This is a genomic window from Oceanospirillum linum (assembly GCF_001995095.2).
GTDB classification, from domain to species: domain Bacteria; phylum Pseudomonadota; class Gammaproteobacteria; order Pseudomonadales; family Halomonadaceae; genus Oceanospirillum; species Oceanospirillum linum.
This window is the reverse complement of record NZ_MTSD02000001.1, coordinates 752,123-778,903: the sequence shown is the minus strand read 5'-3', so window position 1 is coordinate 778,903 and position 26,781 is coordinate 752,123. Positions and strand designations below refer to the sequence as shown.

The following is a 26,781-nucleotide window of genomic DNA, read 5'->3' as shown; positions in this document are numbered from 1 at the left end:
CCGAATTGAGGACAAGACAATGCATGCAGCTTTATGGGTAAGTAAAACAGGTTTAAGTGCACAGGATACTCAACTGCGTACCATTTCTAATAACCTGGCGAATGTGAGCACGGTTGGTTTCAAAAAAGAACGGGCGATCTTTCAGGATCTTCTGTATCAACAAGTGCGTCAGCCTGGTGCCCAATCCTCTTTGAATACTCAGCTACCATCCGGGTTGCAGCTGGGTACTGGTGTGCGGACTGTTGCTACGCAGAAAATACATACAACCACCAGCCTGCAGATTACTGAAGCACCGTTTGATATGGCTTTGGATGGCAGAGGTTTTTTCCAGATCCAGATGCCTGATGGTACGCTGGGCTATACCCGCAATGGCCAGTTCCAGGTGAATGCTGAAGGCGAGATGGTAACGGCTACCGGTTTTCTTTTGGAGCCTGTGATAGAAATTCCTGAAGATGCTCAGTCGGTCAGTATCAGTAAGGATGGTATCGTTTCTGTAAAGCTGCCAGGGCAGCCTGAAGAGGATGAAGTTGGTCAGATTACTATTGCTGACTTTGTTAACCCGACCGGCTTGCAGTCTGTAGGCGGTAACCTGTTCAAAGAGACGGCAGCATCCGGGGCTCCAATTGTTGGTGTGCCGAATGAGGATGGTTTTGCCTCAATAGAGCATAAGATGCTGGAAAACTCAAATGTTAATGCCGTTGAAGAGCTGGTCAATATGATTTCGACTCAGCGTGCTTATGAGATGAACTCAAAAGTAGTATCTGCTGCGGATGGCATGCTGCGTAACCTGACCCAAACTTTATAATTTTTTAAAGTTTGGTTCAGTTGATAGTTAAGGTCGATAGTCGAGAGTTGAGGGTGGTGTTTAATATGAAACGTGTTGCAGGACTTGTATTGGCCTTGGTTTTGGCAGGTTGTCAGTCCAAAGAAGGGATGGTAAAGCCCGACGATCCCTTTTACGCCCCTGTTCAGCCAAGCCATATTGCGCCACCTCCGGCAGCGAATGGCTCGCTTTATCAGCAAAACTACAGCATGACACTGTACGGAGATCGCAAGGCTTATCGTGTGGGTGATGTTATTACGATTTTGCTGACTGAGACGACCAGCTCTAATAAGTCGACAAATGCATCGCTATCAAAGTCAACCGAGGTTGATCTGCTGAATCCAACGATTCTCGGTCAGCAGCCCCTGGATCTGGCTACGAATATTGAAAACGACACCTCTTTTTCCGGGAAGGGCTCTACAGGGCAGAGTAATAGTCTTGAGGGGAGTATCACGGTGACGGTGCATCAGATTTACCCAAATGGACTGATGCTGGTAAAGGGCGAGAAGTGGTTGAATCTGACCAATGGTTCCGAGGTTATTCGCGTAAGTGGCCTGCTGCGCCCAGAAGATGTATCTCCTGAAAATACAGCGATGTCAACAAAGATGGCGGATGCACGCTTAACCTATAGTGGTACCGGTGATCTGGCAGACTCAACGCGTCAGGGGTGGTTGACCCGATTCTTTAATAGCAGCTGGTGGCCTTTCTAGGAGCTTGTATCCATGCGTATTTTACTTTCTATTGCTTTTGTATTAATGGCTTCTCTTGCCCATGCTGATCGTCTGAAAGATATCACGAATGTTGATGGGGTCAGAACAAATCAGTTGATTGGTTATGGTCTGATCGTTGGTTTGAGTGGAACAGGTGATAAAGCACCGTTCACTAACCAGACCTTTGCCAATATGATGAGTCAGTTCGGCATTACATTGCCGGCGGGTGTTGACCCTAAGTCAGAAAACATTGCCGCTGTTACCATTCATGCAGAGTTGCCTCCTTTTACCAAGCCAGGCCAGCGTATTGATGTAACGGTAAGCTCCATTGGTAATGCAGACAGCTTGCGCGGCGGTACGCTGTTAATGACCCCCCTGAAAGGTGCGGATGGCAACACCTATGCTGTGGCTCAGGGTAGCCTTGTGGTTGGCGGCTTAGGTGCGGAGGGTGCCGATGGTTCACGGATTCAGGTTAATGTGCCAAGCGTAGGGCGTATTCCCAATGGGGCTACTGTGGAGCGAGCTGTGGTTCATAACTTTTACGGTGGCGACAGTATTACCTTTAACCTGCATCGCCCGGACTTTACCACTGCAAAGCGCGTTGCGGAGCGGGTTAATGACTTGCTGGGTGATAATGTTGCTCAGGCATATGATGCTGTTTCTATTCGTGTTCGGGCACCACGGGACCCTTCTCAGCGAGTAAGTTATCTCTCGGTTCTGGAGAATCTTGAAGTCCAGCCGGGGGAGGCTTCAGCGAAAATTATTATTAACTCCCGCACCGGCACCATTGTTATTGGTCAAAATGTACGTGTGGCCCCTGCAGCCGTTACCCATGGCAGCCTGACGGTTACCATTCAGGAGGCCCCGGAAGTGGTGCAGCCCAACCCGCTGGCTAACGGAGAAACGGCGGTTCAGGAAAATACTGCTATTGATATTCGTCAGGATGATTCGACGATGTTCAAGTTTGCTCCAGGGGTAACCCTTGACGAGATTGTTCGGGCTGTGAACCAGGTTGGCGCTGCTCCCGGAGATCTGATGGCAATCCTTGAGGCTTTAAAACAGGCAGGCGCTCTGAAAGCTGATTTAGTTGTTATTTAAGGTCTTTTGTTTTGTGGCACATACTTTGCTGTAACTGTCATTGGGTATAAAACCGGCAAAATACTTTATGGGTTGAGCGGGTGTACAGATTGATGAGCCGTTTACCGGCTGAAAGCAACCCCGTAGCGGGGCAGGTGTGGCGAGCAACAGTGGAAGGGTATCAGCATGATTAACAGCAAATACGATCAGGCCAGAGTCGTTACCGATGTGCAGGGTTTGGAATCCTTGCGCAAGGGTGCCCGGGAGGATGACCCTGAAGCTTTGAAAGAGGTTGCTCGTCAGTTTGAAGCCATGATGGTTCAGATGATTATGAAAAATGCCCGTCAATCCAATGAACTACTTTCCAAAGACGGTATTTTTGATAGTGAGCAGGTACGCTTTTATCAGCAGATGTTTGATGAGCAAATGGCCGTTACCATCACTGAGGGCGGTACTTTTGGTCTGGCTGATGTGCTTGTTCGTCAGTTAAGTAAAGACTATGGCCTGGAAACTGAGGCTGATGAGACCCGCAATCCGAAGTCGATTCAGGAGATGCTTGATCGAGGTAGTCGCTTCCCGGCCAGCCGTTATGATCCCGAGTTAATGCAGAGCTGGCGTGATAAGTTTGCGGCCGAGCGTGCTGAAGAAAAAGCAGCCCTTGCGGAAGCTAACATGATAGAGCAGGGCTTTGATTCACCGCAGGACTTTATAACATCCTTATACCCTGCCGCAGAAAAAGCGGCTGAAGCTCTGGGGCTCGATCCCAAAGTGATGCTGTCTCAGGCAGCACTGGAAACAGGTTGGGGCCGCTACATGATTCGTGATGAATCAGGTAAAAACAGCTTTAACCTGTTTGGTATCAAAGCCGATAGTCGCTGGGATGGTGAGTCTGCCGTTGTTTCTACCTTAGAGTACCGTGGGGGTGTGGCTCAGCGGGAGCAGGCTGCTTTTCGTGCCTATGGCAGCTATGAAGAAAGCCTTAAAGATTATGCGAATTTTCTGCAGAGTAACCCACGCTATACGGAAGCCCTTAAGCGCGCTTCTGATCCCGTTTTGTTTACTAAAGGTCTGCAGGATGCAGGTTACGCAACTGACCCTGCTTATGCACAGAAAATTCAACGTATTATCAATAGCAGCAATATGACGCTTGCTGTTAAAAGTGACCAAAATAGCCAGGGGTGATGCCGGGTTATTCAACGTGTTAGGGACTTTGCCAGCTATGCTGAGCACTGGGCTTAATCTTGGAGCAGAACTATGACAGATCTTCTTAAACTCGGTTATTCCGGTACCAGTGTGCACCAGAATGCACTGAATACCACCGGGCATAATATTGCCAATGTTGATACCCCTGGATATAGCCGACAGCAGGCGATTCAGCAAACGGCACCAGCCTTTGCGACAGGTGAGGGGTATTTCGGGATGGGCGCTATGACCACCACTGTGCGTCGTATCTCCGAAACTTTTCTGACCCAGCAAGTGCGTAATGATACCAGCCTTGCTAAAGAGTATGAGACTGTTTTGGGTTATGCCAAGGAGCTGGATAACCTTTTGTCTGATACTTCTTCCAGTCCTGGTGCTGCTCTGAATGAGTTCTTTGCGGCGATGGAATCCCTGAATGATGAGCCCGACTCGCAACCTTTGCGCAGTTTGGTATTAGCTGAGGCGAATACGCTGGTTGAGCGTTTTAACCTGATTGATGATCGCTACGAAAATACCAGTGATAACCTGAACACTCAGTTAGCCACTAACATTCAGGATATTAACCGCATTTCAACTGCGATTGCTGAGCTTAATAAGGAGATCGCGTCAGCCAGTGGCCGAACAGGTGGTTTGCCGCCAAATGACTTGTTGGACATGCGTGATGAAAAACTCCGTGAACTGAGTGAATATGTCGGTGTTAAAACCACAGATGTTGCTGATGGTACTGTATCTGTTTTCATCGGTGATGGCTTTCCTTTGGTCATTAATCAGGAGTCCTTTACCCTGAAAGCTGCCCCAGGGCGTGCTGAGCAAAGAGAGCTGGATGTCTTCTACTCTGACCCGAAAGAAGGCGATAAGATGATCACTGAGCTGATCACCGGTGGGGAAATGGGAGGCTTACTTCGCTTCAGAGAGGAAGTCTTGACCCCTGCAGTGAATGAGCTGGGCCGGTTGGCGATCACTATTTCTGAGACATTCAATGATCAGCATAGTCTGGGGATGAATCTCAATAATGAGATTGGGGGGAATTTCTTCCGGGATATGAATGAACGTGAATTGATGGAAGAGCGTGTTACACCTTACCAGGATAACAATAAGAGCGGCAGCTTAGGGCTTCAGGTTGAGATTGTAGATTCAAGTCAATTGACAAATAAAGACTATCGCTTGTCAGCGCTGTCTGCGGGTGATGATGCCAATCCGGCGAATGCTACTTTCAGTTTACGTGATTCTGATGGTAATGCACTGCGCTTTGAGTACACCGATGCATCCGGTACTACAGTTAACAAATCTGTTGTTACCATGGCAGAGCTGAAAGATCCTAATATACGGATTGAAGTTGACGGTGTGCGACTTAAACTGCCAGCATCAGCCACTAACAAAGTATATCAGGGGGATGATTTTACGATCTCTCCTACCCGTAATGGTGCGCAGGATATTCAGCGCGAAATTACCGATGGCGATGAAATTGCCTTGGCATCACCGATGCGAGCAACCACCGCTTCTTATAATACGGGTTCCATTGCTGTTGCTTCCCGTGAGGTTACAGCTACATTCAAAACATCAAATACAGGCTCTATTGTTACCAGCTTGGGCACACCTGCAGACCAAAGTGTTTTCTTTGACCAGAAAGATGGTCAGCTACGTTTTTATGATAGTGGTGCAGTACCAACTGTCTCCGACCTGCCGGATGGGATTAAAATTGACTTTGACCCGGGTAATACCTATGCAGCCGGTGATGCTTCAATGGAATATGACATTGTAGATGCAAGCACAGGGACCGTTTTGTATTCTGCAACAGGTGCCGATGCATTCGAGTTAGGCAAGACACAGAATGTTATTCCGGATACCTGGGGGTTCAGTATGGATCTTGGGGGGATACCTGCGAATGGTGATGCGGTTTTGGTTGAGTTTAACCGTGATGGCTTTGGTGATAACACCAACGGCGCTGCTATCTCCGATCTTCAATCTGAAGGCGTTATTGATGATGGCAAGGTAACCTATCAGGATGCTTATGCTAATACCGTTGAGTTTGTAGGTATTCAGACTGCAGAAGCGAATATTAATGCCGAATCCGGTGCTGCTATTTTGGAGCAAAGCATATCACTACGGGAAAGTGTGGCAGGCGTTAACTTGGATGAAGAAGCAGCAAATCTTGTGAAATTTCAGCAGGCTTATAGTGCTTCTGCTCAGTTGATAGCAGTTTCTCAGCAACTGTTCTCAACTCTGATTAGTGCGGTAGGGAGATAATTAAAATGCGTGTATCAACCTCTTTGATCAATTATAACAATACCAACAGTATTCTGCAGAAGCAGACGGACATGTTTTATACGTCGCAGCAGTTAGGTACGGGGAAGCGTGTACTGACACCTTCCGATGACCCCGTTGCCAGCACGCTGGCATTTAATGCTAAAAATAAGCTGGCGAATATCGAGCAGTATGGCAAAAATATCGATTATGCTGAGAAAAGTCTGCAGATCAGTGAGTCAACACTGGATACGATCCATAACCGTTTGCAGCGTGTTCGCCAGTTAATGATCCAGGCAAATAATGATACGCTTGGTGATGATGGTCGTAAGACTATCGGTCTGGAGATTCGGGAGATTACCGACCAGCTTGAAAAACTGGTTAATACCAAGGATGAGCAAGGTAATTATATTTTTTCTGGTAGTAAAGTAGATACGGCTCCTTTTGCTAAGCAAGCTGATGGCAGTTATGAATATCAGGGCGATGATCAGGAGCGCTCCGTGCAGATCTCTGATAGTGTTCGGTCGCCACTGAATATGACCGGTAAAGAGATTTTCGAGGATATTGAGTCAGCGCTTTTTGCTAATAGCCCGGTCAGCAGCTATCCAGATGCAGCTAATGCCAGTGGTGCCGACTTTGCCGTTGCTGGCACGCAGGCTTTTCTGAAAGGGAGTCAGATTGGTGACTATCAGATTGAAATTACTGCCGTTGGTGCTGCGGCTGGTGCGCCGCCAGAGTACCCGGTGACTATTAATGTCACGGATCCCACTGGAACGCCTATTATTACAGGCGGCACCTTAGCGGATCTTGAAAATCATTTGAACAGTGGCGCTGATGCTTCTGTAGGCAATCTTGATCTTAGTATCCCTGCTAACCCTGGACCTCCCGCTGACCCTACACCTGTTGCTGGTGAGAGCTTCACCCTGCGCGTCAATAATGAAAAACAGGATATGCTGACGGGTATGCAGCGTTTGGCTGAAACACTGGAAGATTTTACTGGCGCAGAAAAAGACACGGATATGCTGGCCGCATCGCTCAATGATATAGATAGCTGGCTAAACAGTGTAGAAGTTGCCCGCACAGAGCACGGTACTCGCCGTAACAGTATTGATGCAATCGGTGGCAATAATGTCAGTGTTGAACTTTATCTGAAGGAGCAGGTGAGCAACCTGGAGGATCTGGATTACGCCGAAGCCATTGGTCGATTTGTTCTCGAGCAAACAGCTTTGCAGGCATCCCAGCAAACCTTCAGTAAGACAGCCTCGATGAGTTTGTTTAACTATATTAGTTAATTCTTGGGGCTGGATAACCCCGCACCCTGTCTTAGGGAATATGTTTGCGGATTTATATTGCCGGATCTAAGAAGGCCGCTCAAATGAGCGGCCTTTTTGCATCTATACCGGCTAATTTTTTCCCTATTGCTGTCCGGTCTTGCCGCTTAGCTCATTTTAAAGGCACTGATTGCTTGGTTTGTTTAAGTAGGATTATATAACTTATTGAATTTAAATGGGTTTTTAGTTGGCACGTAGTTTGCTTTTATTTTTGTAAGGCAAGCTCAGGCGTTTTACCGCAGGTAGCTGCGCCTGACATTAAATTGATTTGCGGCTTTTTAAGGCTGCGTGTCCAATACCTGAAAAAACGGAAGGGACTGAATATGGCTCTATTTGTAAATACTAACGTGGCCGCACTGAATGGTCAGAAGAATCTGAGTGATGTTACTGCACGGATGAACAGTTCTTTTGAGAAGCTGTCCTCCGGTAGTCGTATTAACAGTGCAAAGGATGATGCGGCAGGTCTTCAGATTTCAGACCGTCTGACCACGCAGGTGATTGGTTTGGAGCAGGCTACACGAAATGCTAATGATGGTATTTCTATTGCTCAGATTGCTGAGGGTGCTCTCGGTGAAGTCACCAATAATATTCAACGTATGCGTCAGTTGGTGGTGCAAGGTGGTAACCGGACTTTGGCAACCGAGGATCGTGATGCTCTTGGGCAGGAGTTTGCTAAGCTGTTAGATGTTAATAATGGCATTGCAGAACGGACTTCATATGGTACACAGAAACTGCTGAACGAAGACTCTCCTGATGCAGGTTTTCAGATTCAGACCGGTGCCCATGCCGGTGAGCAGGATACCATTACAACCGGTAATGCTAAGCTGACTGCTTTGTTTGGTGGTGTGTTGACTGATGAAGGTATCACGGGTGTTCTGTCTGATATGAGTGCCAATGGCTTGTCACAATACGGTACTCTGGGTGAGATCATTGGTGCCTACATGGCCGTTACCGGTGAGTCGGATATTGCTGTGGCAGCCAGCGCTATTGTTGGTCCACGAGCCAATGTTTCTGCTGCAAACAATCTTGGGGAGCGTGGTACTGCAACCATTAACGTTGAAGAGCTAACTAAAGTTCTGACTCAGGAAGCTGCCGGTAGTGGTGGTTTTACTACTCTGTCCACAATTAGTGCTGCTCTTGGCTTTATGGGGCTGGTAAGCACCGGGTCAGATGTCCTGACCGGTGATGAACTGAATACCATCCACGCTTTTGCAACCGATACCCTGCTTGATTCTATGAGCAACCTGATCACTCAGGTTGATAAGCAGCGTGCTAAGTTAGGTGCGGAGCAGAATGGCCTGACCTCTGTGATTCGTAATAACACTACAGCCGTAGTAAATGTTTCTGATTCCCGCTCGCGTATTCAGGATACTGACTTTGCTGCTGAAACCGCTGAGCTGACCCGTAATCAGATTATTCAGCAGGCATCAACGACTATTTTGTCTCAGGCAAATCAGTTGCCACAGACTGCATTGACTCTGTTAGGCTAATCTTGCTTTGCAGGTCGGCTACTGACAAAGGTTTGCATATTGCGGCAAATCTTTGCCTGTGATCTGAATTAAAACCCTGATTCTTATGAGTCAGGGTTTTTTTATTCTGGAGTAAAAAATACTAAAGTTTTTTTTAGCGGAGCCGATAATAAATATCACAAAGCTAATGTGGTTGATGTATACCATTATATGCCGCATAGCATGCTGATTTATGATCTTATTATAAAAGTTTAAGGTGATACCCATGGCTTTATATGTAAATACTAACGTTTCTGCACTGAACGGCCAGAAAAACCTGTCGAATGTAACGGACCGTATGAATAGCTCCTTTGAGAAGCTGTCTTCCGGTAGCCGTATTAACAGTGCGCGTGATGATGCAGCAGGTCTGCAGATTTCTGATCGCCTGACCACTCAGATCACCGGTCTGAACCAGGCTAGCCGTAACGCCAACGATGGTATCTCTATTGCACAGATCGCTGAAGGTGCTCTGGGTGAAGTGACCAATAATATCCAGCGTATGCGTCAGCTGGTTGTCCAGGGCGGTAACCGTACTCTGTCTGCTGATGATCGTTCAGCATTGAGCCAGGAATTTACTAAGCTGCTGGAGGTAAACAACGATATTGCAGATCGTACTGCTTACGGCACGCTGAAGATCCTGAACGGTGATTCTCCTGAATCGGGTTTCCAGATCCAGTCCGGTGCTCAGGCGGGTGAGCAGGATGTGGTAACTACAGGTAATGCTGAACTTGCAGCCCTGTTTGGTGGAGTTGCAGAAGCTGAAGGTGTAACGGGTGATCTGTCTACACTAAGTACAGGCTTTAATACTGCAGGTACTCTAGGTAAGATGGTTGCAGCTTACGCCGTTATTAACAATGTGAGTACTGGTGTAGCTACTGATGCTCTGTTTGGCTCTAACCGTGAAGGTAAAATCGCAGAGCTTGGCAAGAATGGTGTGTCTGGTGTAGTGAATATTGCTGCACTGGCTACGATTCTTGAAGGTGAGGCAACGTCCTCTTCTGCTACAGCGTCAAACATTATGGCTATTGCCAATGTGCAAACTACAGTTGGCATCACTGGTACGGTGAGTGAAGGCTATACTGATGCACAGCTTAATGAAGTTCATGGCTTCGCAACAGATACTCTGCTGGATGCGATGAGTGGCCTGATTACTCAGGTTGACTCTCAGCGCGCTAAGCTGGGTGCAGAGCAGAACGGTTTGACTTCAACAGTACGTAACAACACCACAGCTGTTGTAAACGTGTCGGATTCCCGTTCCCGTATTCAGGATACCGACTTTGCTGCTGAAACCGCTGAGCTGACTCGTAACCAGATTATTCAGCAGGCATCAACGACTATTCTGTCTCAGGCAAACCAGCTGCCACAGACAGCACTGTCGCTGCTGGGTTAATCGATTTAACGCCAGTAAGATTAAAGAATCCCGCTTCGGCGGGATTTTTTTGTTTTAAAAGTGATGAATTTACTCAAGGAATGCTGAACAGGGTCGATATAGTATTCACAGAAGCTTAAGCGGTCTTAATTTTAGGATTGCATTAGTTTTTTAATTTTTAATGGAAGTTTAAGGGGTGTACCCATGGCTTTATATGTAAATACTAACGTTTCTGCACTGAACGGCCAGAAAAACCTGTCTAACGTAACGGATCGCATGAACAGCTCCTTTGAGAAGCTGTCTTCCGGTAGCCGTATCAACAGTGCTCGTGATGATGCAGCAGGTCTGCAGATTTCTGATCGTCTGACCACTCAGATCACCGGTCTGAACCAGGCAAGCCGTAACGCCAATGATGGTATCTCTATTGCACAGATTGCTGAAGGTGCTCTGGGTGAAGTGACCAATAACATCCAACGTATGCGTCAGCTGGTTGTCCAAGGCGGTAACCGCACGTTGTCGGAAGATGATCGTAGTGCACTGGGTCAGGAGTTTACTAAGCTTCTGGGCGTGAATAATGATATTGCAGATCGTACCGCTTACGGCACGCTGAAGATCCTGAACGGTGACTCCCCTGAGTCCGGTTTCCAGATTCAATCCGGTGCTCAGGCGGGTGAACAGGATACTGTAACTACCGGTAATGCTCAGCTAAGTGCGCTGTTTGGTAAAATTGCAGATGATGAAGGTATCACTGGTAAGCTGTCTGCAATTAGTACGACCACAGCAACCAGTTTCGGTACTTTAGGTAAGCTGGTTATCGCTTATGCTGCAGTAACTGGTGAGTCTGATATGGCCGCAGCTGCTGATGCTATCTTTGGTACCCGTACAGGCTCTGTTGCAGCGAATGAACTGGGTACTAACAATGGCGGTACTGCTAAAGTTGATATCGATGAGCTGACTAAGATCTTGTCCGATCAGGCTGTTGCTGCAGATGGTAACTCTAATACTGCTACTGCATTTGGTGCCTTGGTAGGTATGAGTGGTGTAGGTGCAATTTCTACTGGCTTCTCTGATGCCCAAGTTAATAGCATTAACAGCTTTGCAACGGATACTATGCTGGATGCTATGAGCGGCCTGATCACTCAGGTTGATAAGCAGCGTGCTAAGCTGGGTGCAGAGCAGAACGGTCTGACGTCAACGGTACGTAACAACACCACGGCTGTTGTAAACGTGTCGGACTCCCGTTCCCGTATTCAGGATACCGATTTTGCTGCTGAAACCGCTGAGCTGACTCGTAATCAGATCATTCAGCAGGCATCAACGACTATTCTGTCTCAGGCGAACCAGCTGCCACAGACAGCACTGTCTCTGCTGCGTTAATCGATTTAACGCCAGTAAAATAAAAATCCCGCTCCGGCGGGATTTTTTTTAAAAGGTAAATTAATTAAAGGATTTGGGCAGAGGGTCGATATAGTATTTACAGAAACTAATGTGGTTGTAGTTTTATGGATCACGCATGGTTTTTAGTGATTTTTTAATGGAAGTTTAAGGGGATACCCATGGCTTTATATGTAAATACTAACGTTTCTGCACTGAATGGTCAGAAAAACCTGTCTAATGTAACGGATCGTATGAACAGCTCCTTTGAGAAGCTGTCTTCCGGTAGCCGCATCAATAGTGCCCGTGATGATGCAGCAGGTCTGCAGATTTCTGATCGTCTGACCACTCAGATCACCGGCCTGAACCAGGCAAGCCGTAACGCCAACGATGGTATCTCTATTGCGCAGATTGCTGAAGGTGCTCTGGGTGAAGTGACCAATAATATCCAGCGTATGCGTCAGCTGGTCGTGCAAGGCGGTAACCGTACGCTGTCTGAAGATGACCGCAGTGCCCTAAGTCAGGAATTTACTAAGCTGCTGAATGTAAACAACGATATTGCAGATCGTACCGCTTACGGCACACTGAAAATCCTGAACGGTGACTCCCCTGAGTCTGGTTTCCAGATCCAGTCCGGTGCCCAGGCAGGTGAACAGGATACAGTGACTACAGGTAATGCTGAGTTAACGGCGCTGTTTGGAGAGATCGCCAAGAAAGAAAATATTACTCTGAACATGTCCGCTATGAGTGGTAACCTGCAAAACTATGGCACCTTAGGTAAGATTGTTGCAGCTTATGCTGTTGTTACGGGGCAGTCGAACATTACGACGGCTGCAACTGAGTTGTTTGGTACAACGACTGGCTCAATTCAAGCCAATGAAATAGGCACGAATCAGGGCGGTGGTATTGAGGTTAATGTTGCCAATTTCGCTAAACTTCTGGAAGCCGAAACGGAAGCGGGCTCCGGACTGGCAAATGTGAGCAACATCGCTGCGGGTCTGGGTAATAATATGCTTGCCGCTATGGGGCTAACGAACATGGCCGCAATCGCTGATGCATCTGATGGTGGTTTAACGGATGCTCAAGTCAATACTGCCCACGGCTTTGTTACGGATACTCTGCTGGATGCCATGAGTGGCTTGATCACTCAGGTTGACTCTCAGCGTGCTAAGCTGGGTGCAGAGCAGAACGGTCTGACTTCAACGGTACGTAACAACACCACGGCTGTTGTAAACGTGTCGGATTCCCGTTCTCGTATTCAGGATACCGACTTTGCTGCTGAAACTGCTGAGCTGACTCGTAACCAGATCATCCAGCAGGCATCAACGACTATTCTGTCTCAGGCGAACCAGCTGCCACAAACGGCACTATCGCTGCTGCGTTAATCGATTTAACGCCGGTAAGATTAAAGAATCCCGCTTCGGCGGGATTTTTTTGTTTTAAAAGGGATGAATTTATTCAAGGAATGCTGAACAGGGTCGATATAGTATTCACAGAAGCTTAAGTGGTCTGGATTTTAGGATTGCATTAGTTTTTTATTTTTTAATGGAAGTTTAAGGGGTGTACCCATGGCTTTATATGTAAATACTAACGTTTCTGCACTGAACGGTCAGAAAAACCTGTCTAACGTAACGGATCGCATGAACAGCTCCTTTGAGAAGCTGTCTTCCGGTAGCCGTATCAACAGTGCTCGTGATGATGCAGCAGGCCTGCAGATTTCTGATCGTCTGACCACTCAGATCACCGGTCTGAACCAGGCAAGCCGTAACGCCAATGATGGTATCTCTATTGCGCAGATTGCTGAAGGTGCTCTGGGCGAAGTGACCAATAACATCCAGCGTATGCGTCAGCTGGTCGTACAAGGCGGTAACCGTACTCTGTCTTCTGATGACCGCAGTGCACTGGGTCAGGAGTTTACTAAGCTGCTGAATGTAAATAATGACATTGCAGATCGTACTGCTTACGGCACACTGAAGATTCTGAACGGTGACTCCCCTGAGTCCGGTTTCCAGATTCAATCCGGTGCCCAGGCTGGTGAACAGGATACTGTAACCACAGGTAATGCTGAACTTACTGCTTTATTCGGTGAGTATGGCCGTAGCAGTGGCGCAACCGCTACTCTGAAAATGTCAGCAATGTCAGTTGGGAATATCGGCCAGTACGGTGCACTGGGTGATATGGTAGCAGCTTATGCTGCAGTGACAGGTACTTCCAATATTTCTGCTGCTAACCAGGCGCTGTTTGGTTTTGGCACAGGCGATTCGATCACAGTGGCAGACTATGGTACCAAGACTGACCAAGGCGCTGAGATCAATATCGATAACCTGACTAAGCTGCTTACTGAAGAGCCTGGCCGTGTATCTGGCGGTAATGCTTCCCATGTTGCGACAGCGATTGCAGGTGCTTTCACTATTGATACTGCCGCCAATATTGATTCAGTTGGTGGCTTCAGTGATGCGCAACTTGACAAGATCACAGGCCACCTCACAGATACTCTGCTGGATGCCATGAGCGGCCTGATCACTCAGGTTGACTCTCAGCGTGCTAAGCTGGGTGCAGAGCAGAACGGTCTGACCTCAACGGTACGTAACAACACCACAGCTGTTGTAAACGTGTCGGACTCCCGTTCCCGTATTCAGGATACCGACTTTGCTGCTGAAACCGCTGAGCTGACTCGTAATCAGATCATCCAGCAGGCATCAACGACTATTCTGTCTCAGGCAAACCAGCTGCCACAGACAGCACTGTCGCTGCTGGGTTAATCGATTTAACGCCAGTAAGATTAAAGAATCCCGCTTCGGCGGGATTTTTTTGTTTTAAAAGTGATGAATTTACTCAAGGAATGCTGAACAGGGTCGATATAGTATTCACAGAAGCTTAAGCGGTCTTAATTTTAGGATTGCATTAGTTTTTTAATTTTTAATGGAAGTTTAAGGGGTGTACCCATGGCTTTATATGTAAATACTAACGTTTCTGCACTGAACGGCCAGAAAAACCTGTCTAACGTAACGGATCGCATGAACAGCTCCTTTGAGAAGCTGTCTTCCGGTAGCCGTATCAACAGTGCTCGTGATGATGCAGCAGGTCTGCAGATTTCTGATCGTCTGACCACTCAGATCACCGGTCTGAACCAGGCAAGCCGTAACGCCAATGATGGTATCTCTATTGCACAGATTGCTGAAGGTGCTCTGGGTGAAGTGACCAATAACATCCAACGTATGCGTCAGCTGGTTGTCCAAGGCGGTAACCGCACGTTGTCGGAAGATGATCGTAGTGCACTGGGTCAGGAGTTTACTAAGCTTCTGGGCGTGAATAATGATATTGCAGATCGTACCGCTTACGGCACGCTGAAGATCCTGAACGGTGACTCCCCTGAGTCCGGTTTCCAGATTCAATCCGGTGCTCAGGCGGGTGAACAGGATACTGTAACTACCGGTAATGCTCAGCTAAGTGCGCTGTTTGGTAAAATTGCAGATGATGAAGGTATCACTGGTAAGCTGTCTGCAATTAGTACGACCACAGCAACCAGTTTCGGTACTTTAGGTAAGCTGGTTATCGCTTATGCTGCAGTAACTGGTGAGTCTGATATGGCCGCAGCTGCTGATGCTATCTTTGGTACCCGTACAGGCTCTGTTGCAGCGAATGAACTGGGTACTAACAATGGCGGTACTGCTAAAGTTGATATCGATGAGCTGACTAAGATCTTGTCCGATCAGGCTGTTGCTGCAGATGGTAACTCTAATACTGCTACTGCATTTGGTGCCTTGGTAGGTATGAGTGGTGTAGGTGCAATTTCTACTGGCTTCTCTGATGCCCAAGTTAATAGCATTAACAGCTTTGCAACGGATACTATGCTGGATGCTATGAGCGGCCTGATCACTCAGGTTGATAAGCAGCGTGCTAAGCTGGGTGCAGAGCAGAACGGTCTGACGTCAACGGTACGTAACAACACCACGGCTGTTGTAAACGTGTCGGACTCCCGTTCCCGTATTCAGGATACCGATTTTGCTGCTGAAACCGCTGAGCTGACTCGTAATCAGATCATTCAGCAGGCATCAACGACTATTCTGTCTCAGGCGAACCAGCTGCCACAGACAGCACTGTCTCTGCTGCGTTAATCGATTTAACGCCAGTAAAATAAAAATCCCGCTCCGGCGGGATTTTTTTTAAAAGGTAAATTAATTAAAGGATTTGGGCAGAGGGTCGATATAGTATTTACAGAAACTAATGTGGTTGTAGTTTTATGGATCACGCATGGTTTTTAGTGATTTTTTAATGGAAGTTTAAGGGGATACCCATGGCTTTATATGTAAATACTAACGTTTCTGCACTGAATGGTCAGAAAAACCTGTCTAATGTAACGGATCGTATGAACAGCTCCTTTGAGAAGCTGTCTTCCGGTAGCCGCATCAATAGTGCCCGTGATGATGCAGCAGGTCTGCAGATTTCTGATCGTCTGACCACTCAGATCACCGGCCTGAACCAGGCAAGCCGTAACGCCAACGATGGTATCTCTATTGCGCAGATTGCTGAAGGTGCTCTGGGTGAAGTGACCAATAATATCCAGCGTATGCGTCAGCTGGTCGTGCAAGGCGGTAACCGTACGCTGTCTGAAGATGACCGCAGTGCCCTAAGTCAGGAATTTACTAAGCTGCTGAATGTAAACAACGATATTGCAGATCGTACCGCTTACGGCACACTGAAAATCCTGAACGGTGACTCCCCTGAGTCTGGTTTCCAGATCCAGTCCGGTGCCCAGGCAGGTGAACAGGATACAGTGACTACAGGTAATGCTGAGTTAACGGCGCTGTTTGGAGAGATCGCCAAGAAAGAAAATATTACTCTGAACATGTCCGCTATGAGTGGTAACCTGCAAAACTATGGCACCTTAGGTAAGATTGTTGCAGCTTATGCTGTTGTTACGGGGCAGTCGAACATTACGACGGCTGCAACTGAGTTGTTTGGTACAACGACTGGCTCAATTCAAGCCAATGAAATAGGCACGAATCAGGGCGGTGGTATTGAGGTTAATGTTGCCAATTTCGCTAAACTTCTGGAAGCCGAAACGGAAGCGGGCTCCGGACTGGCAAATGTGAGCAACATCGCTGCGGGTCTGGGTAATAATATGCTTGCCGCTATGGGGCTAACGAACATGGCCGCAATCGCTGATGCATCTGATGGTGGTTTAACGGATGCTCAAGTCAATACTGCCCACGGCTTTGTTACGGATACTCTGCTGGATGCCATGAGTGGCTTGATCACTCAGGTTGACTCTCAGCGTGCTAAGCTGGGTGCAGAGCAGAACGGTCTGACTTCAACGGTACGTAACAACACCACGGCTGTTGTAAACGTGTCGGATTCCCGTTCTCGTATTCAGGATACCGACTTTGCTGCTGAAACTGCTGAGCTGACTCGTAACCAGATCATCCAGCAGGCATCAACGACTATTCTGTCTCAGGCGAACCAGCTGCCACAAACGGCACTATCGCTGCTGCGTTAATCGATTTAACGCCGGTAAGATTAAAGAATCCCGCTTCGGCGGGATTTTTTTGTTTTAAAAGGGATGAATTTATTCAAGGAATGCTGAACAGGGTCGATATAGTATTCACAGAAGCTTAAGTGGTCTGGATTTTAGGATTGCATTAGTTTTTTATTTTTTAATGGAAGTTTAAGGGGTGTACCCATGGCTTTATATGTAAATACTAACGTTTCTGCACTGAACGGTCAGAAAAACCTGTCTAACGTAACGGATCGCATGAACAGCTCCTTTGAGAAGCTGTCTTCCGGTAGCCGTATCAACAGTGCTCGTGATGATGCAGCAGGCCTGCAGATTTCTGATCGTCTGACCACTCAGATCACCGGTCTGAACCAGGCAAGCCGTAACGCCAATGATGGTATCTCTATTGCGCAGATTGCTGAAGGTGCTCTGGGCGAAGTGACCAATAACATCCAGCGTATGCGTCAGCTGGTCGTACAAGGCGGTAACCGTACTCTGTCTTCTGATGACCGCAGTGCACTGGGTCAGGAGTTTACTAAGCTGCTGAATGTAAATAATGACATTGCAGATCGTACTGCTTACGGCACACTGAAGATTCTGAACGGTGACTCCCCTGAGTCCGGTTTCCAGATTCAATCCGGTGCCCAGGCTGGTGAACAGGATACTGTAACCACAGGTAATGCTGAACTTACTGCTTTATTCGGTGAGTATGGCCGTAGCAGTGGCGCAACCGCTACTCTGAAAATGTCAGCAATGTCAGTTGGGAATATCGGCCAGTACGGTGCACTGGGTGATATGGTAGCAGCTTATGCTGCAGTGACAGGTACTTCCAATATTTCTGCTGCTAACCAGGCGCTGTTTGGTTTTGGCACAGGCGATTCGATCACAGTGGCAGACTATGGTACCAAGACTGACCAAGGCGCTGAGATCAATATCGATAACCTGACTAAGCTGCTTACTGAAGAGCCTGGCCGTGTATCTGGCGGTAATGCTTCCCATGTTGCGACAGCGATTGCAGGTGCTTTCACTATTGATACTGCCGCCAATATTGATTCAGTTGGTGGCTTCAGTGATGCGCAACTTGACAAGATCACAGGCCACCTCACAGATACTCTGCTGGATGCCATGAGCGGCCTGATCACTCAGGTTGACTCTCAGCGTGCTAAGCTGGGTGCAGAGCAGAACGGTCTGACCTCAACGGTACGTAACAACACCACAGCTGTTGTAAACGTGTCGGACTCCCGTTCCCGTATTCAGGATACCGACTTTGCTGCTGAAACCGCTGAGCTGACTCGTAATCAGATCATCCAGCAGGCATCAACGACTATTCTGTCTCAGGCGAACCAGCTGCCGCAGACCGCACTGTCGCTGCTGCGTTAATAGATATAACGCCAGCAAGATCAAAGAATCCCGCTTCGGCGGGATTTTTTTGTCCTGGTAAATATTCTTCTTGTTTGTGGGTGGGTGTTTAAGTTTTGCCCTTGCTGGCCGATAGTTATATTAATGAAGTTTTTAGCCGAAAGGCTTAGGAGGAATTGGCATGAAAGTTGATGGTTCTAATGATGCCTTTGCACAAGGCTATGAATTGCGGCAAAAAACTGCCGGTGTTGATGTCAGTAGAGCAACAACAGAGGCAGGAGCTAAGCTCGATAATGCCCGAACATCAGCTGTTGATGACCTGAAGTCTGCTATGGCGGGCCAAGGTGGCAATAGTGATCGGGAGAAAGAGCTTCAGGATGCTGTTGACAAGGTTAATCAATATGCTGAAATTCAGCAGGTTAGTCTGCGTCTTCAGGTGGAAAAAGAGCTACAACAGGTTGTTGTTAAGGTTGTAGATAAGGATACTGACGAAGTGATTCGGCAGATTCCTTCAGAGCAGACGATAGAGATTGCTAAACGTCTTGATGAAGTGATGAAAGAGTTTTTATCAGGCGCAGCAGCTCAATCATTTAGCTTGTTTTCGGATGAAGTTTAATTCACTGGCGTATTAAAATGGCGTATGGCGTCATTAGGAGATCGACATGAACTTTTTAGGAATTGGTTCCGGGCTTGATTTGTCAACAATGCTTGAAGGGCTGGTTAATGTTGCATCCCAGTCCAAAGTAGAGCAGCTGGGGACACGTGAGATTCTGGCAGAAGATTCGCTATCGGGTTTGGGCATTCTTAAGAGTATGATGTCTGACTTTCAAACTGCCGCAGATGATCTTAAAGATGCATCATTGTTTACCACAATGACACCTACTTTAACTCAGCCCAGTAGCGGCGATCTTGTTAAGGTAGAGTCTGATACTAACGCTGTTGCTTCATCCTATGATATTGAAGTTGTCAGTCTGGCCAGTGGAAGCAAAGTAACATCTGACTGGCGCTCGGTTATGTACCAAAGTGACAGTTTCGCGGATACCTCTTCAGCGCTGGGTAAGTCCGGAACGCTATCTTTTCAGATTGACAGTGGTACGGCGGTTGATATTACAGTCGGTGCCGGTGATTCGTTGAGTGATATTAAAGATAGTATTGCGGCTCTCTCTGGTATTGGCGCGAGAATTACTGATGGGCGCCTGGAGTACTATGCGGAAGGTACTGGTGAGGCACTAACAGTCACCAGTGGTGATGCAGATATGAGCAGTTTTACGACCGCAGGCTCTATGTCTGAGAAAGCTGCGAGTGCAAAAGATGCCAACCTGAGTGGCACACTTTCTTTTGCGGCAGATGGCAAAACGTTTGATGTCTCCCTGACGGGCGATGAAACGCTGGATGATATTGTTGCAGCCGTTAACAGTGCAGATGACAATTTTGGTGTTATTGCCAATATCATCGATGGCCGTTTGGTGTATCAGTCTTCAGTAACCGGTACTGGTAACGACCTTAGTGTTACTGGGATTACAGAGCTTGCCACTACGGGTGATATGAGCATGACGTCTCTTGCGACGGATGCCGAGATTAAAGTAGACGGTGTCTCTATTACCAATGATAGTAATGAATTTGACAGTGCTGTCGCAGGACTGACGATTACTGCCCTGAAGCAGTCACCTGGTACAGGGACTACTGATGTAGAAACTGCAGGTGTTACCGTAGGTGAAAATACCGGTGATGTGAAATCTAAAGTTCAGGCCTTCGCCAGTGCTTATAACAAGCTTCGGGAAACAATGAATGAGCTGAAAGGTACGGTGGATGAAGATGGGAACTACACCGCTGGTAAGCTTTCAAATGACCCTATTGTGCGTAATGTTGAGTCGGTGTTAAACGGTTTGATTACTCAGCAGGTTGATGGTGCAGATCCGGGGATGGATACTCTTTACTCCATCGGCCTTGAGATTGAAGCTGATGGCACCTTAGCTACGGACAGTGACCGACTTGATGATGCGTTGAATAATCTTGATGGCATGCAGAAGCTTTTTGCCGGTGCCGGAGCGGTTTCAAGTGAGGGGATTGGTGATCTGATCAGTGATCAGATTGACAATTATGTCGGTATCACTGGAATTATCAAAGGCCAGGAAGACTCTTTCCAGGAACAGCTGGATGATCTTGAAGAGCAGTACGAAGCCCATGCCCGGTATATTGAAAGCTACAGAGAGACTCTGCAACAACAGTTTACAGCTCTGGATACATCTATGGCTCAAATGAATGCTATTATGGCTCAAATTCAGCCGCAACTAGCAGCGTTATCTGGTATATCCTCAAGTTAAAGGAGTTTTGTATGAACAGGGCAATCAGTAAGTATAAAAATGTTAGTGTGGAAAGTGGTTTAGAGGGGGCTTCCCCTTACCAAGTGACTAAGAAGTTAATTGACGGCTGTATGATTTTCCTTAAGCAGGCGAAAGTCGCAATTGAAAATAAAGATTATGAGAAGAAATCGTTCCATATATCCAAGGCGCAGGCGATTATCACAACATTGGCCGCAAGCCTGCAGTCGGACAAGAATAAAGAAGTTTCCGATAATCTTTTAGCTTTATATGACTTCTGCCTGAATCAGCTTATTTCAGCATCTGCTGAGATGAGTATTGAAAAAGTTGAAGCTGCAGAGAAAGTTATGGGTGAAATTAAAGCTGGATGGGATTCAATACCGGCGGATGCTGTGATTGAAGCAGAGAACCAGAGATCTAATGAGCCAATGGTGAGTATTGATGCAGGATAAAACTAACTCGTTTTCAGATCAGGAGTTAGTAGCCGCTTTTATTGAAAAGCGGCTTACCGATAATCTGGAGGCGTTTAAGCAATATCTTCCGAGTATTTACACCAAATTCTCTGACTACAAAGAAGAAAATATATTCCTGATTTATGATGCTGATGGAAATATTAATCTTTTTGACCGACCATCTGAAATTCTGTTATATGGGCAGAACCCTGTTCAACAATGCTTAGAAAATCTTAGTGGGTATGTTAAGGCTCCTGTTCAGCGGCCTTTCTTTATTTTGCCTGGAGATGAAAAGAAGGCTGTTGGTGATAAGGTTAACTATATTCATTCTTCTCATCTTAAGAAACTGGCTAAATTTCAATTCTCAGCATTAAGTACTATTGGTGAAAAGTTACTTAATCTGATAAGTTCACAGTCAAAAGATAACAAAGAATTAGCTGAATCAGAAGTTAATATTGATCACCAGTTGCCTGGTTTTGTGAATGCTATGTTTTGCTTTTCTGTTGGTATGGGCTTTGATATTGAAAAGCTGTATGCCAGTCATGATATTAAGCATTTCTATGTTATTGAGCCTGATCCTGATGTTTTTTATGCTTCATTGCAACTTCTGGACTGGAAGTCGATATTAGAAAAAGCAGTAGATAATGATTTCCGGTTGCATGTCATTGTCGAAAAAGACCATAAATTACTTCTTAATGAAGTGTCTTCTTTGGTTTCAGCTAGTGGTCGCCACAATGTAGCCGGTGCATACTTATACTCGGCTTTTTATAAAGATGCTTATAAAGATCTTTTTAAAAACCTAAAAGAGGCTATCAGCTATAGTTATCTGTCAGGCTTTGGCTTTTACGACGACTCGCGTTACAGCTTGGCGCATACTATTGGTAACTTCAAAGCGAATATACCTATTCTGGCTTCTAATAGAGAGTTGAAGAAAACTCTAGATCAGAGTGATTTGCCCGTTATGATCATAGGCAATGGCCCCTCCTTGGATCTGGATCTTGAGTTTATTAGGAGTCATCAAGATAGGTTTGTTGTCGTTAGTTGTGGTTCTTCTCTAAGAACACTGCTTAAAAATAAAGTAAAGCCTGATTTTCATGTAGAGTTAGAACGTACAGCTAGTGTTACATGCTGGATCAAAAAATCTTCTGATGGCATTGAAAATTTCTCTGATGCGCTGAAGGACATTACCCTCATTCAAGTATCTCAGGTTCACCCGGGTGTTGCTGAATTATTTAAGAAAAAAGGGATGGTCTTAAAGGACATTGAAACAGGTTCTTCATTCCTTAATTACGCCTTGCCCAATAAAGGTCTTGCTATTCTTCCTCGACTGGCACCGAGTTGTGTCCACTCTGCGGTGACCTCTCTGGTTGTTATGGGGTTCAAAGATTTTTATTTCTTTGGCACAGATATGGGGTCGGTTGATATAACGAAACACCACTCTAAAGATAGTAGCTATCAATATCTTAAGAAAGATGTAGCTGAGAACTTTAAGTTTAAGAAAAACTCGGAAGTGTATGAGTCAAACTTTGATGATAAAGAAGTTTATTCTTCTGGCTTTTACCCGATGTTTAAGAGGGAGTTGGAAGCTGTTCTTTCAGGCTGGAACTACACTATGCAAGGTACCCTGAACTTTCATAACTGTAGTGATGGTGCCCTGATTGAAGGTACTACGCCTCTTCGTAGTGAGGATATTGAGCTTGATTCTCTGAGCGTTCCTTCTGAAAAGCAGAAGCTTATGGATGATGTTTTTGCTGCTTTTTTCAGCTTTAGTCCTGAGTCACATACAGATCATTTGTTAGAAAATCTGGAGTTGGTTAAGGATCGGGTAGATCAGGCCTGTGACTATGCTATTAATATGATATCGCCTGTCACGGAGATACCACAGGCTTTTGTGTTAACAGATCGTTTTATACAAGAGTTTCATAGTGATCAAGTGTTGGATGATCAACATGCATGGCTATACTCATTATTTGATGGTTCTCTGCTCTACATGTTAAGCCTGATTACGTCAACGGCTATGCTTCCCGGGCCTAAAGACGCTGTTCTGGAGTCATTAAATGGCCAGTTTGAGCAACTCAAGTTATTTTTTGAGGATGTTAAAGTTGACTTCAGGGATCATTGTTTGGACTGGGATCAAGAATCCCGGTATGACATGTTCGACTAGGAGGAGCTAAGCTATGGGGTTAGATGACTGGCGGCAGCTAAGAGATGCTGCACAGGAAATTCATGCTCTCGCTGAAAAGGATGATTGGGATGCTGTCTCCACAAGTGGTGATAAACTTGAAAGAGACTTACAGGTCTTTTTTTCTGAGACACTTACGCAGATGAGTGATGTTGATAAGGCCTTGGTAAAAGAAGAAGGTGATCACCTGGTTTCTGATATCATGGATATCCTTAAAATGGCCAAAAAGAAGCGGAGTGCTTTAGCCGATGAGACTGGCAAACTTGCCAGGGGAAATCGGGGTATTTCGGCCTATAAGAAAGTTTGACGTAATGTCTATATACGGAGGATGGCTCCCGGGGTGTATATTTAATACTGCCACTGAAAGTAGCGCAGAAGTTACTTATATCTGGGGTATCCTTCGATTTGAAAACGGGAGAAAATAAGAAAGAGGCCCAGCTTCTCCCGCCGCTTGGCCATTTACAATAGCTGATAAGTATTTTAAATGGGCAGTTGCAGACTCTGAGTGCAACACGCTATTGCACTGATGTGGTGTCATTATATTCCTGAGCCATCACATCACTTATCACTTCAATTGGGCAACGGTATTCAAAACGCTGCCGAGGCCTAATGTTCAACTCATAAGCAATCGCATCCAATTGCTCCTGGCTATGCACTGTCAGATCTGTTCCTTTCGGTAAATATTGGCGGATCAGGCCATTGATATTCTCATTGCTACCCCGTTGCCATGGACTGTGTGGATCACAAAAATAGATCGCCACACCCGTACGTTGCGTGATTTCCGCATGCTTGGCCATTTCTTTACCTTGGTCATAGGTCATACTTTTACGGAGTTTCAGAGGCATACCATTTAAGGCGGCACTGAAGCCCTTAACAGCTGATGTGGCTGTTGCATCGTTCATTTTGACCAATATGAGATAACCGCTGGTGCGTTCAACCAGTGTTCCGACAGCAGAAGCGTTGTTTTTACCTTTGATGAGATCGCGCTCCCAATGACCTGGCATCAGGCGATCTTCAATTTCTGGCGGTCTAGTGAATACTGACCACTTCAGGAATCTGACCTCTGCGATCAACGCCTCCGTGTCGTTTTTCCTTGCCGTAAACAATGAATCAGCTCTTTGCGCAGCTCACCAACAGGCAATGCATAAATTGGGTTGTAAATCGTCTCTCGACAGACGTAGCTGTCTTCATATCCGGGTAGTTTCATGTGTCTAAGGTTACCCGCAATCTGCTGTGGAGAGAACTTCTTGCGCAGCATTAAAATGACCAGTTCAAACAGCCCCTCACCCTGAATAAGCTTTTTACTCGGGCAGCAAGCAGCTCTTCGAGCCAAGCGGTTAACCTGAGCTTTTGGTGCTTCATATCGTCCATCAGGGAGCTGATTCCGACGAATCTCTCGACTGATAGTAGACGGACTTCGACCCATGAGACGAGCAATACGCCGCAGGCTGAGATTATTGAGCAAGCCAACTTGAAGAGTGGCGCGCTCCTCTATGTTGAGTTCTTTGTAAGTCATAACAACACCTTATCCGATATTGGATTAGGTGTTGCACTCAGAATTGGCTGCTAGCCCTAGATTAGTCAAACCTGTACAAGGCATGTGGCGCCACATAATATCAGCCAACAACTAGCCTAACTGCCATCATCGCCTCAGCGGCTTCAATTCCGACTGAGCTACCACGGAACTCTGCTAACCTTTTGACATTTTCTATCGAACGAGAGTGTGGAGCGGGTCGCATCTCAAGAGAATATGCCTCAATAGACTGCATTTTTATATCAATATAACCTGATATATCAATAAAGACATTTGGAATGAATGGAGCAAAGCCCGGAGTATTCCATTCAGTCGCAGACAACACTTCAAAGGCATAGATTTCTTTAATTGGACTGCCTGGAACAGGACGGCAGGCTGTCATAACGGCTTGATGTGTTATTCTGTGATCAATATTCAGGTCGCCATTATGGTGGGTATAGATAACCTCAGGCTGAACTTCATTGATTACAGCTTCTAGTTTTTGCACGATATCAAGAAGTGACACTGAGTCCATTCGATTATCTGGAAAGTTTAGGTTAGTAAAAGAGCTAACACCTAAAACTTTGGCAGCTTGTTGTGCTGCTGTTAATCTTTCCGTTGCTTCTGCTGCTATAACCTCACGTGAGCCTACGCCATCGGTCATAAATAGTAGGTGTACTTGCTCGCCTTCTGCAACATGCCTAGCAATTGCTCCACCACAGCCAAGAGCTTCATCGTCAGTGTGGGCGGCGACTACTAACACTGTTTTACTCATCAAATAAATCCCAACTGGTGGGGGTGCCACGGGTAACGGCTATTTTTAAGTGCTTACCAATAATATCCTGCTCATACTTAGGGGCTAAGCCAAAGCCAGGACGAATACGGCGAATTGAATCGGGGGTAATAGGTTCACCAGCTTGCATATCTTTAACAAAATATACTGATCGCCTGAATTTAACATTCGCTTCTTCTGCTGGCTTTCTTTCGTAGCCAGCTTCTCCAAGCGATAGCCAAGCATCTTTGGTTTGTTCAACTAATGATGTTAACTCAGCAGGTTCTATTGAAAACTCAGAATCTGGTCCCTTATCATTTCTATCAAGAATAAAGTGTTTTTCAATCAGCGTAGCACCCAAGGCAGTAGCCGCAATTGATGCTGTGTTTGTAATGGTGTGATCTGACAAACCTATTTGAACATTAAGCTTTTTACGTAAGTCTGGAATGGTTAATAAGTTTGACTGCTCTACCGGTGCTGGATAACTGCTTAAACAGTGCAATACAATTAAATCTTGGCATCCTGCCTCTTTTGCAGTGGCTACCATTTCAGATATTTCTTCAAAATTAGCCATACCCGTTGACATAATCATGGGCTTTTTTGTCGAAGCTATATAGCGAATGAGTGGTAAATCTGTTGCTTCAAAGGATGCAACTTTGTATGCAGGTACATTCATATCTTCCAGTAAATCAACCGCTGTTTCGTCAAAAGGTGTTGAAAAGCAGGTAATACCTATATTACGTGCATGGTCAAACATTGCCTTGTGCCACTCAAAAGGTGTTTGTGCCCATTTATATAAGTCATATAACTTACAACCACCCCATAAACCGCCTTTAATCATAAATTCTTCTGAGTCACAATCTATGGTCATGGTATCTGCTGAATAGGTTTGAAGTTTAATTGCATCAGCACCACAATTTTTAGCTTGTGTAATCGTATCTAGAGCTTTTTGTAGAACACCATTATGGTTAGCAGATAACTCTGCCAGAATATAGGGCTGATAGCCTTGACCTATTTTTCGATCATCAATTTCAATATAAGACATACAT

Annotated in this window: 21 protein-coding genes and 1 pseudogene; 19 read left to right on the top strand and 3 right to left on the bottom strand. The window is 46.2% G+C overall.

The window, feature by feature from the left end; translation table 11 throughout:
* Window positions 1–19 precede the first annotated feature (19 nt).
* The 19 genes from flgG (at window position 20) to BTA35_RS03585 (ending at window position 23,754) form a co-directional block, all read left to right on the top strand.
* Window positions 20–805, top strand: a complete 786-nt coding sequence (gene flgG, locus BTA35_RS03670) for a flagellar basal-body rod protein FlgG (protein ID WP_077243040.1) — start codon at window positions 20–22, stop codon at window positions 803–805.
* Window positions 806–870: 65 nt separating this feature from the next.
* On the top strand, window positions 871–1,533 hold the full coding sequence (flgH, locus tag BTA35_RS17705; RefSeq protein WP_103989705.1) for a flagellar basal body L-ring protein FlgH: 663 nt from the start codon (window positions 871–873) through the stop codon (window positions 1,531–1,533).
* 12 nt (window positions 1,534–1,545) lie between these two features.
* The gene (locus BTA35_RS17700) at window positions 1,546–2,631 is read left to right on the top strand and encodes a flagellar basal body P-ring protein FlgI (RefSeq protein WP_103989706.1); all 1,086 of its coding nucleotides are present in this window, start codon (window positions 1,546–1,548) and stop codon (window positions 2,629–2,631) included.
* Window positions 2,632–2,796: 165 nt separating this feature from the next.
* A complete protein-coding gene (gene flgJ, locus BTA35_RS03660; RefSeq protein WP_077243039.1) occupies window positions 2,797–3,792 on the top strand; it encodes a flagellar assembly peptidoglycan hydrolase FlgJ in 996 nt (331 codons plus the stop codon).
* Between the two features lie 72 nt (window positions 3,793–3,864).
* Window positions 3,865–6,057, top strand: a complete 2,193-nt coding sequence (gene flgK, locus BTA35_RS03655) for a flagellar hook-associated protein FlgK (RefSeq protein WP_077243038.1) — start codon at window positions 3,865–3,867, stop codon at window positions 6,055–6,057.
* Between the two features lie 5 nt (window positions 6,058–6,062).
* Complete coding sequence (gene flgL / locus BTA35_RS03650; protein WP_077243037.1) at window positions 6,063–7,346, top strand: flagellar hook-associated protein FlgL; 1,284 nt, start codon at window positions 6,063–6,065, stop codon at window positions 7,344–7,346.
* 362 nt (window positions 7,347–7,708) lie between these two features.
* Window positions 7,709–8,875, top strand: coding sequence for a flagellin N-terminal helical domain-containing protein (locus BTA35_RS03645; protein ID WP_077243036.1), 1,167 nt, complete (start codon window positions 7,709–7,711; stop codon window positions 8,873–8,875).
* A 244-nt stretch (window positions 8,876–9,119) separates the two neighbouring features.
* The gene (locus BTA35_RS03640) at window positions 9,120–10,283 is read left to right on the top strand and encodes a flagellin N-terminal helical domain-containing protein (protein WP_077243035.1); all 1,164 of its coding nucleotides are present in this window, start codon (window positions 9,120–9,122) and stop codon (window positions 10,281–10,283) included.
* A 183-nt stretch (window positions 10,284–10,466) separates the two neighbouring features.
* The gene (locus BTA35_RS18395) at window positions 10,467–11,639 is read left to right on the top strand and encodes a flagellin N-terminal helical domain-containing protein (protein ID WP_077243033.1); all 1,173 of its coding nucleotides are present in this window, start codon (window positions 10,467–10,469) and stop codon (window positions 11,637–11,639) included.
* A gap of 179 nt (window positions 11,640–11,818) precedes the next feature.
* On the top strand, window positions 11,819–13,021 hold the full coding sequence (locus tag BTA35_RS18390; RefSeq protein ID WP_077243032.1) for a flagellin N-terminal helical domain-containing protein: 1,203 nt from the start codon (window positions 11,819–11,821) through the stop codon (window positions 13,019–13,021).
* A gap of 183 nt (window positions 13,022–13,204) precedes the next feature.
* Window positions 13,205–14,398 carry a flagellin N-terminal helical domain-containing protein gene (locus tag BTA35_RS18665; RefSeq protein WP_077243034.1) on the top strand — a complete coding sequence of 398 codons (1,194 nt, stop codon included), beginning with the start codon at window positions 13,205–13,207 and terminating at the stop codon, window positions 14,396–14,398.
* Window positions 14,399–14,581: 183 nt separating this feature from the next.
* The gene (locus tag BTA35_RS18380; protein ID WP_077243033.1) at window positions 14,582–15,754 is read left to right on the top strand and encodes a flagellin N-terminal helical domain-containing protein; all 1,173 of its coding nucleotides are present in this window, start codon (window positions 14,582–14,584) and stop codon (window positions 15,752–15,754) included.
* A gap of 179 nt (window positions 15,755–15,933) precedes the next feature.
* The gene (locus tag BTA35_RS18375) at window positions 15,934–17,136 is read left to right on the top strand and encodes a flagellin N-terminal helical domain-containing protein (RefSeq protein WP_077243032.1); all 1,203 of its coding nucleotides are present in this window, start codon (window positions 15,934–15,936) and stop codon (window positions 17,134–17,136) included.
* Window positions 17,137–17,319: 183 nt separating this feature from the next.
* Complete coding sequence (locus BTA35_RS18660) at window positions 17,320–18,513, top strand: flagellin N-terminal helical domain-containing protein (protein ID WP_077243031.1); 1,194 nt, start codon at window positions 17,320–17,322, stop codon at window positions 18,511–18,513.
* A 160-nt stretch (window positions 18,514–18,673) separates the two neighbouring features.
* Window positions 18,674–19,108, top strand: coding sequence for a flagellar protein FlaG (locus BTA35_RS03605; protein ID WP_077243030.1), 435 nt, complete (start codon window positions 18,674–18,676; stop codon window positions 19,106–19,108).
* 46 nt (window positions 19,109–19,154) lie between these two features.
* Window positions 19,155–20,816 (top strand): flagellar filament capping protein FliD, encoded by a 1,662-nt coding sequence (gene fliD / locus BTA35_RS03600; RefSeq protein ID WP_077243029.1) that lies wholly within the window; start codon window positions 19,155–19,157, stop codon window positions 20,814–20,816.
* A gap of 11 nt (window positions 20,817–20,827) precedes the next feature.
* Window positions 20,828–21,265 (top strand): flagellar export chaperone FliS, encoded by a 438-nt coding sequence (fliS, locus tag BTA35_RS03595; RefSeq protein WP_077243028.1) that lies wholly within the window; start codon window positions 20,828–20,830, stop codon window positions 21,263–21,265.
* Window positions 21,255–23,429 (top strand): motility associated factor glycosyltransferase family protein, encoded by a 2,175-nt coding sequence (locus tag BTA35_RS03590; RefSeq protein ID WP_077243027.1) that lies wholly within the window; start codon window positions 21,255–21,257, stop codon window positions 23,427–23,429. Before fliS ends, BTA35_RS03590 begins: the two co-directional genes overlap by 11 nt.
* 13 nt (window positions 23,430–23,442) lie before the next feature.
* Window positions 23,443–23,754, top strand: coding sequence for a hypothetical protein (locus BTA35_RS03585; RefSeq protein ID WP_077243026.1), 312 nt, complete (start codon window positions 23,443–23,445; stop codon window positions 23,752–23,754).
* Between the two features lie 208 nt (window positions 23,755–23,962).
* On the opposite strand, the pseudogene BTA35_RS03580 reads toward BTA35_RS03585, so the two are convergent.
* The 3 genes and pseudogenes from BTA35_RS03580 to pseI form a co-directional block, all read right to left on the bottom strand.
* Window positions 23,963–24,963, bottom strand: a pseudogene (locus BTA35_RS03580) (IS30 family transposase).
* 100 nt (window positions 24,964–25,063) lie between these two features.
* Entirely contained in the window at window positions 25,064–25,735 is a 672-nt protein-coding gene (locus BTA35_RS03575) for a PIG-L deacetylase family protein (protein ID WP_077243025.1), read from the bottom strand.
* The gene (gene pseI / locus BTA35_RS03570) at window positions 25,728–26,777 is read right to left on the bottom strand and encodes a pseudaminic acid synthase (protein ID WP_077243024.1); all 1,050 of its coding nucleotides are present in this window, start codon (window positions 26,775–26,777) and stop codon (window positions 25,728–25,730) included. Before pseI ends, BTA35_RS03575 begins: the two co-directional genes overlap by 8 nt.
* Between the last annotated feature and the right edge of the window lie 4 nt (window positions 26,778–26,781).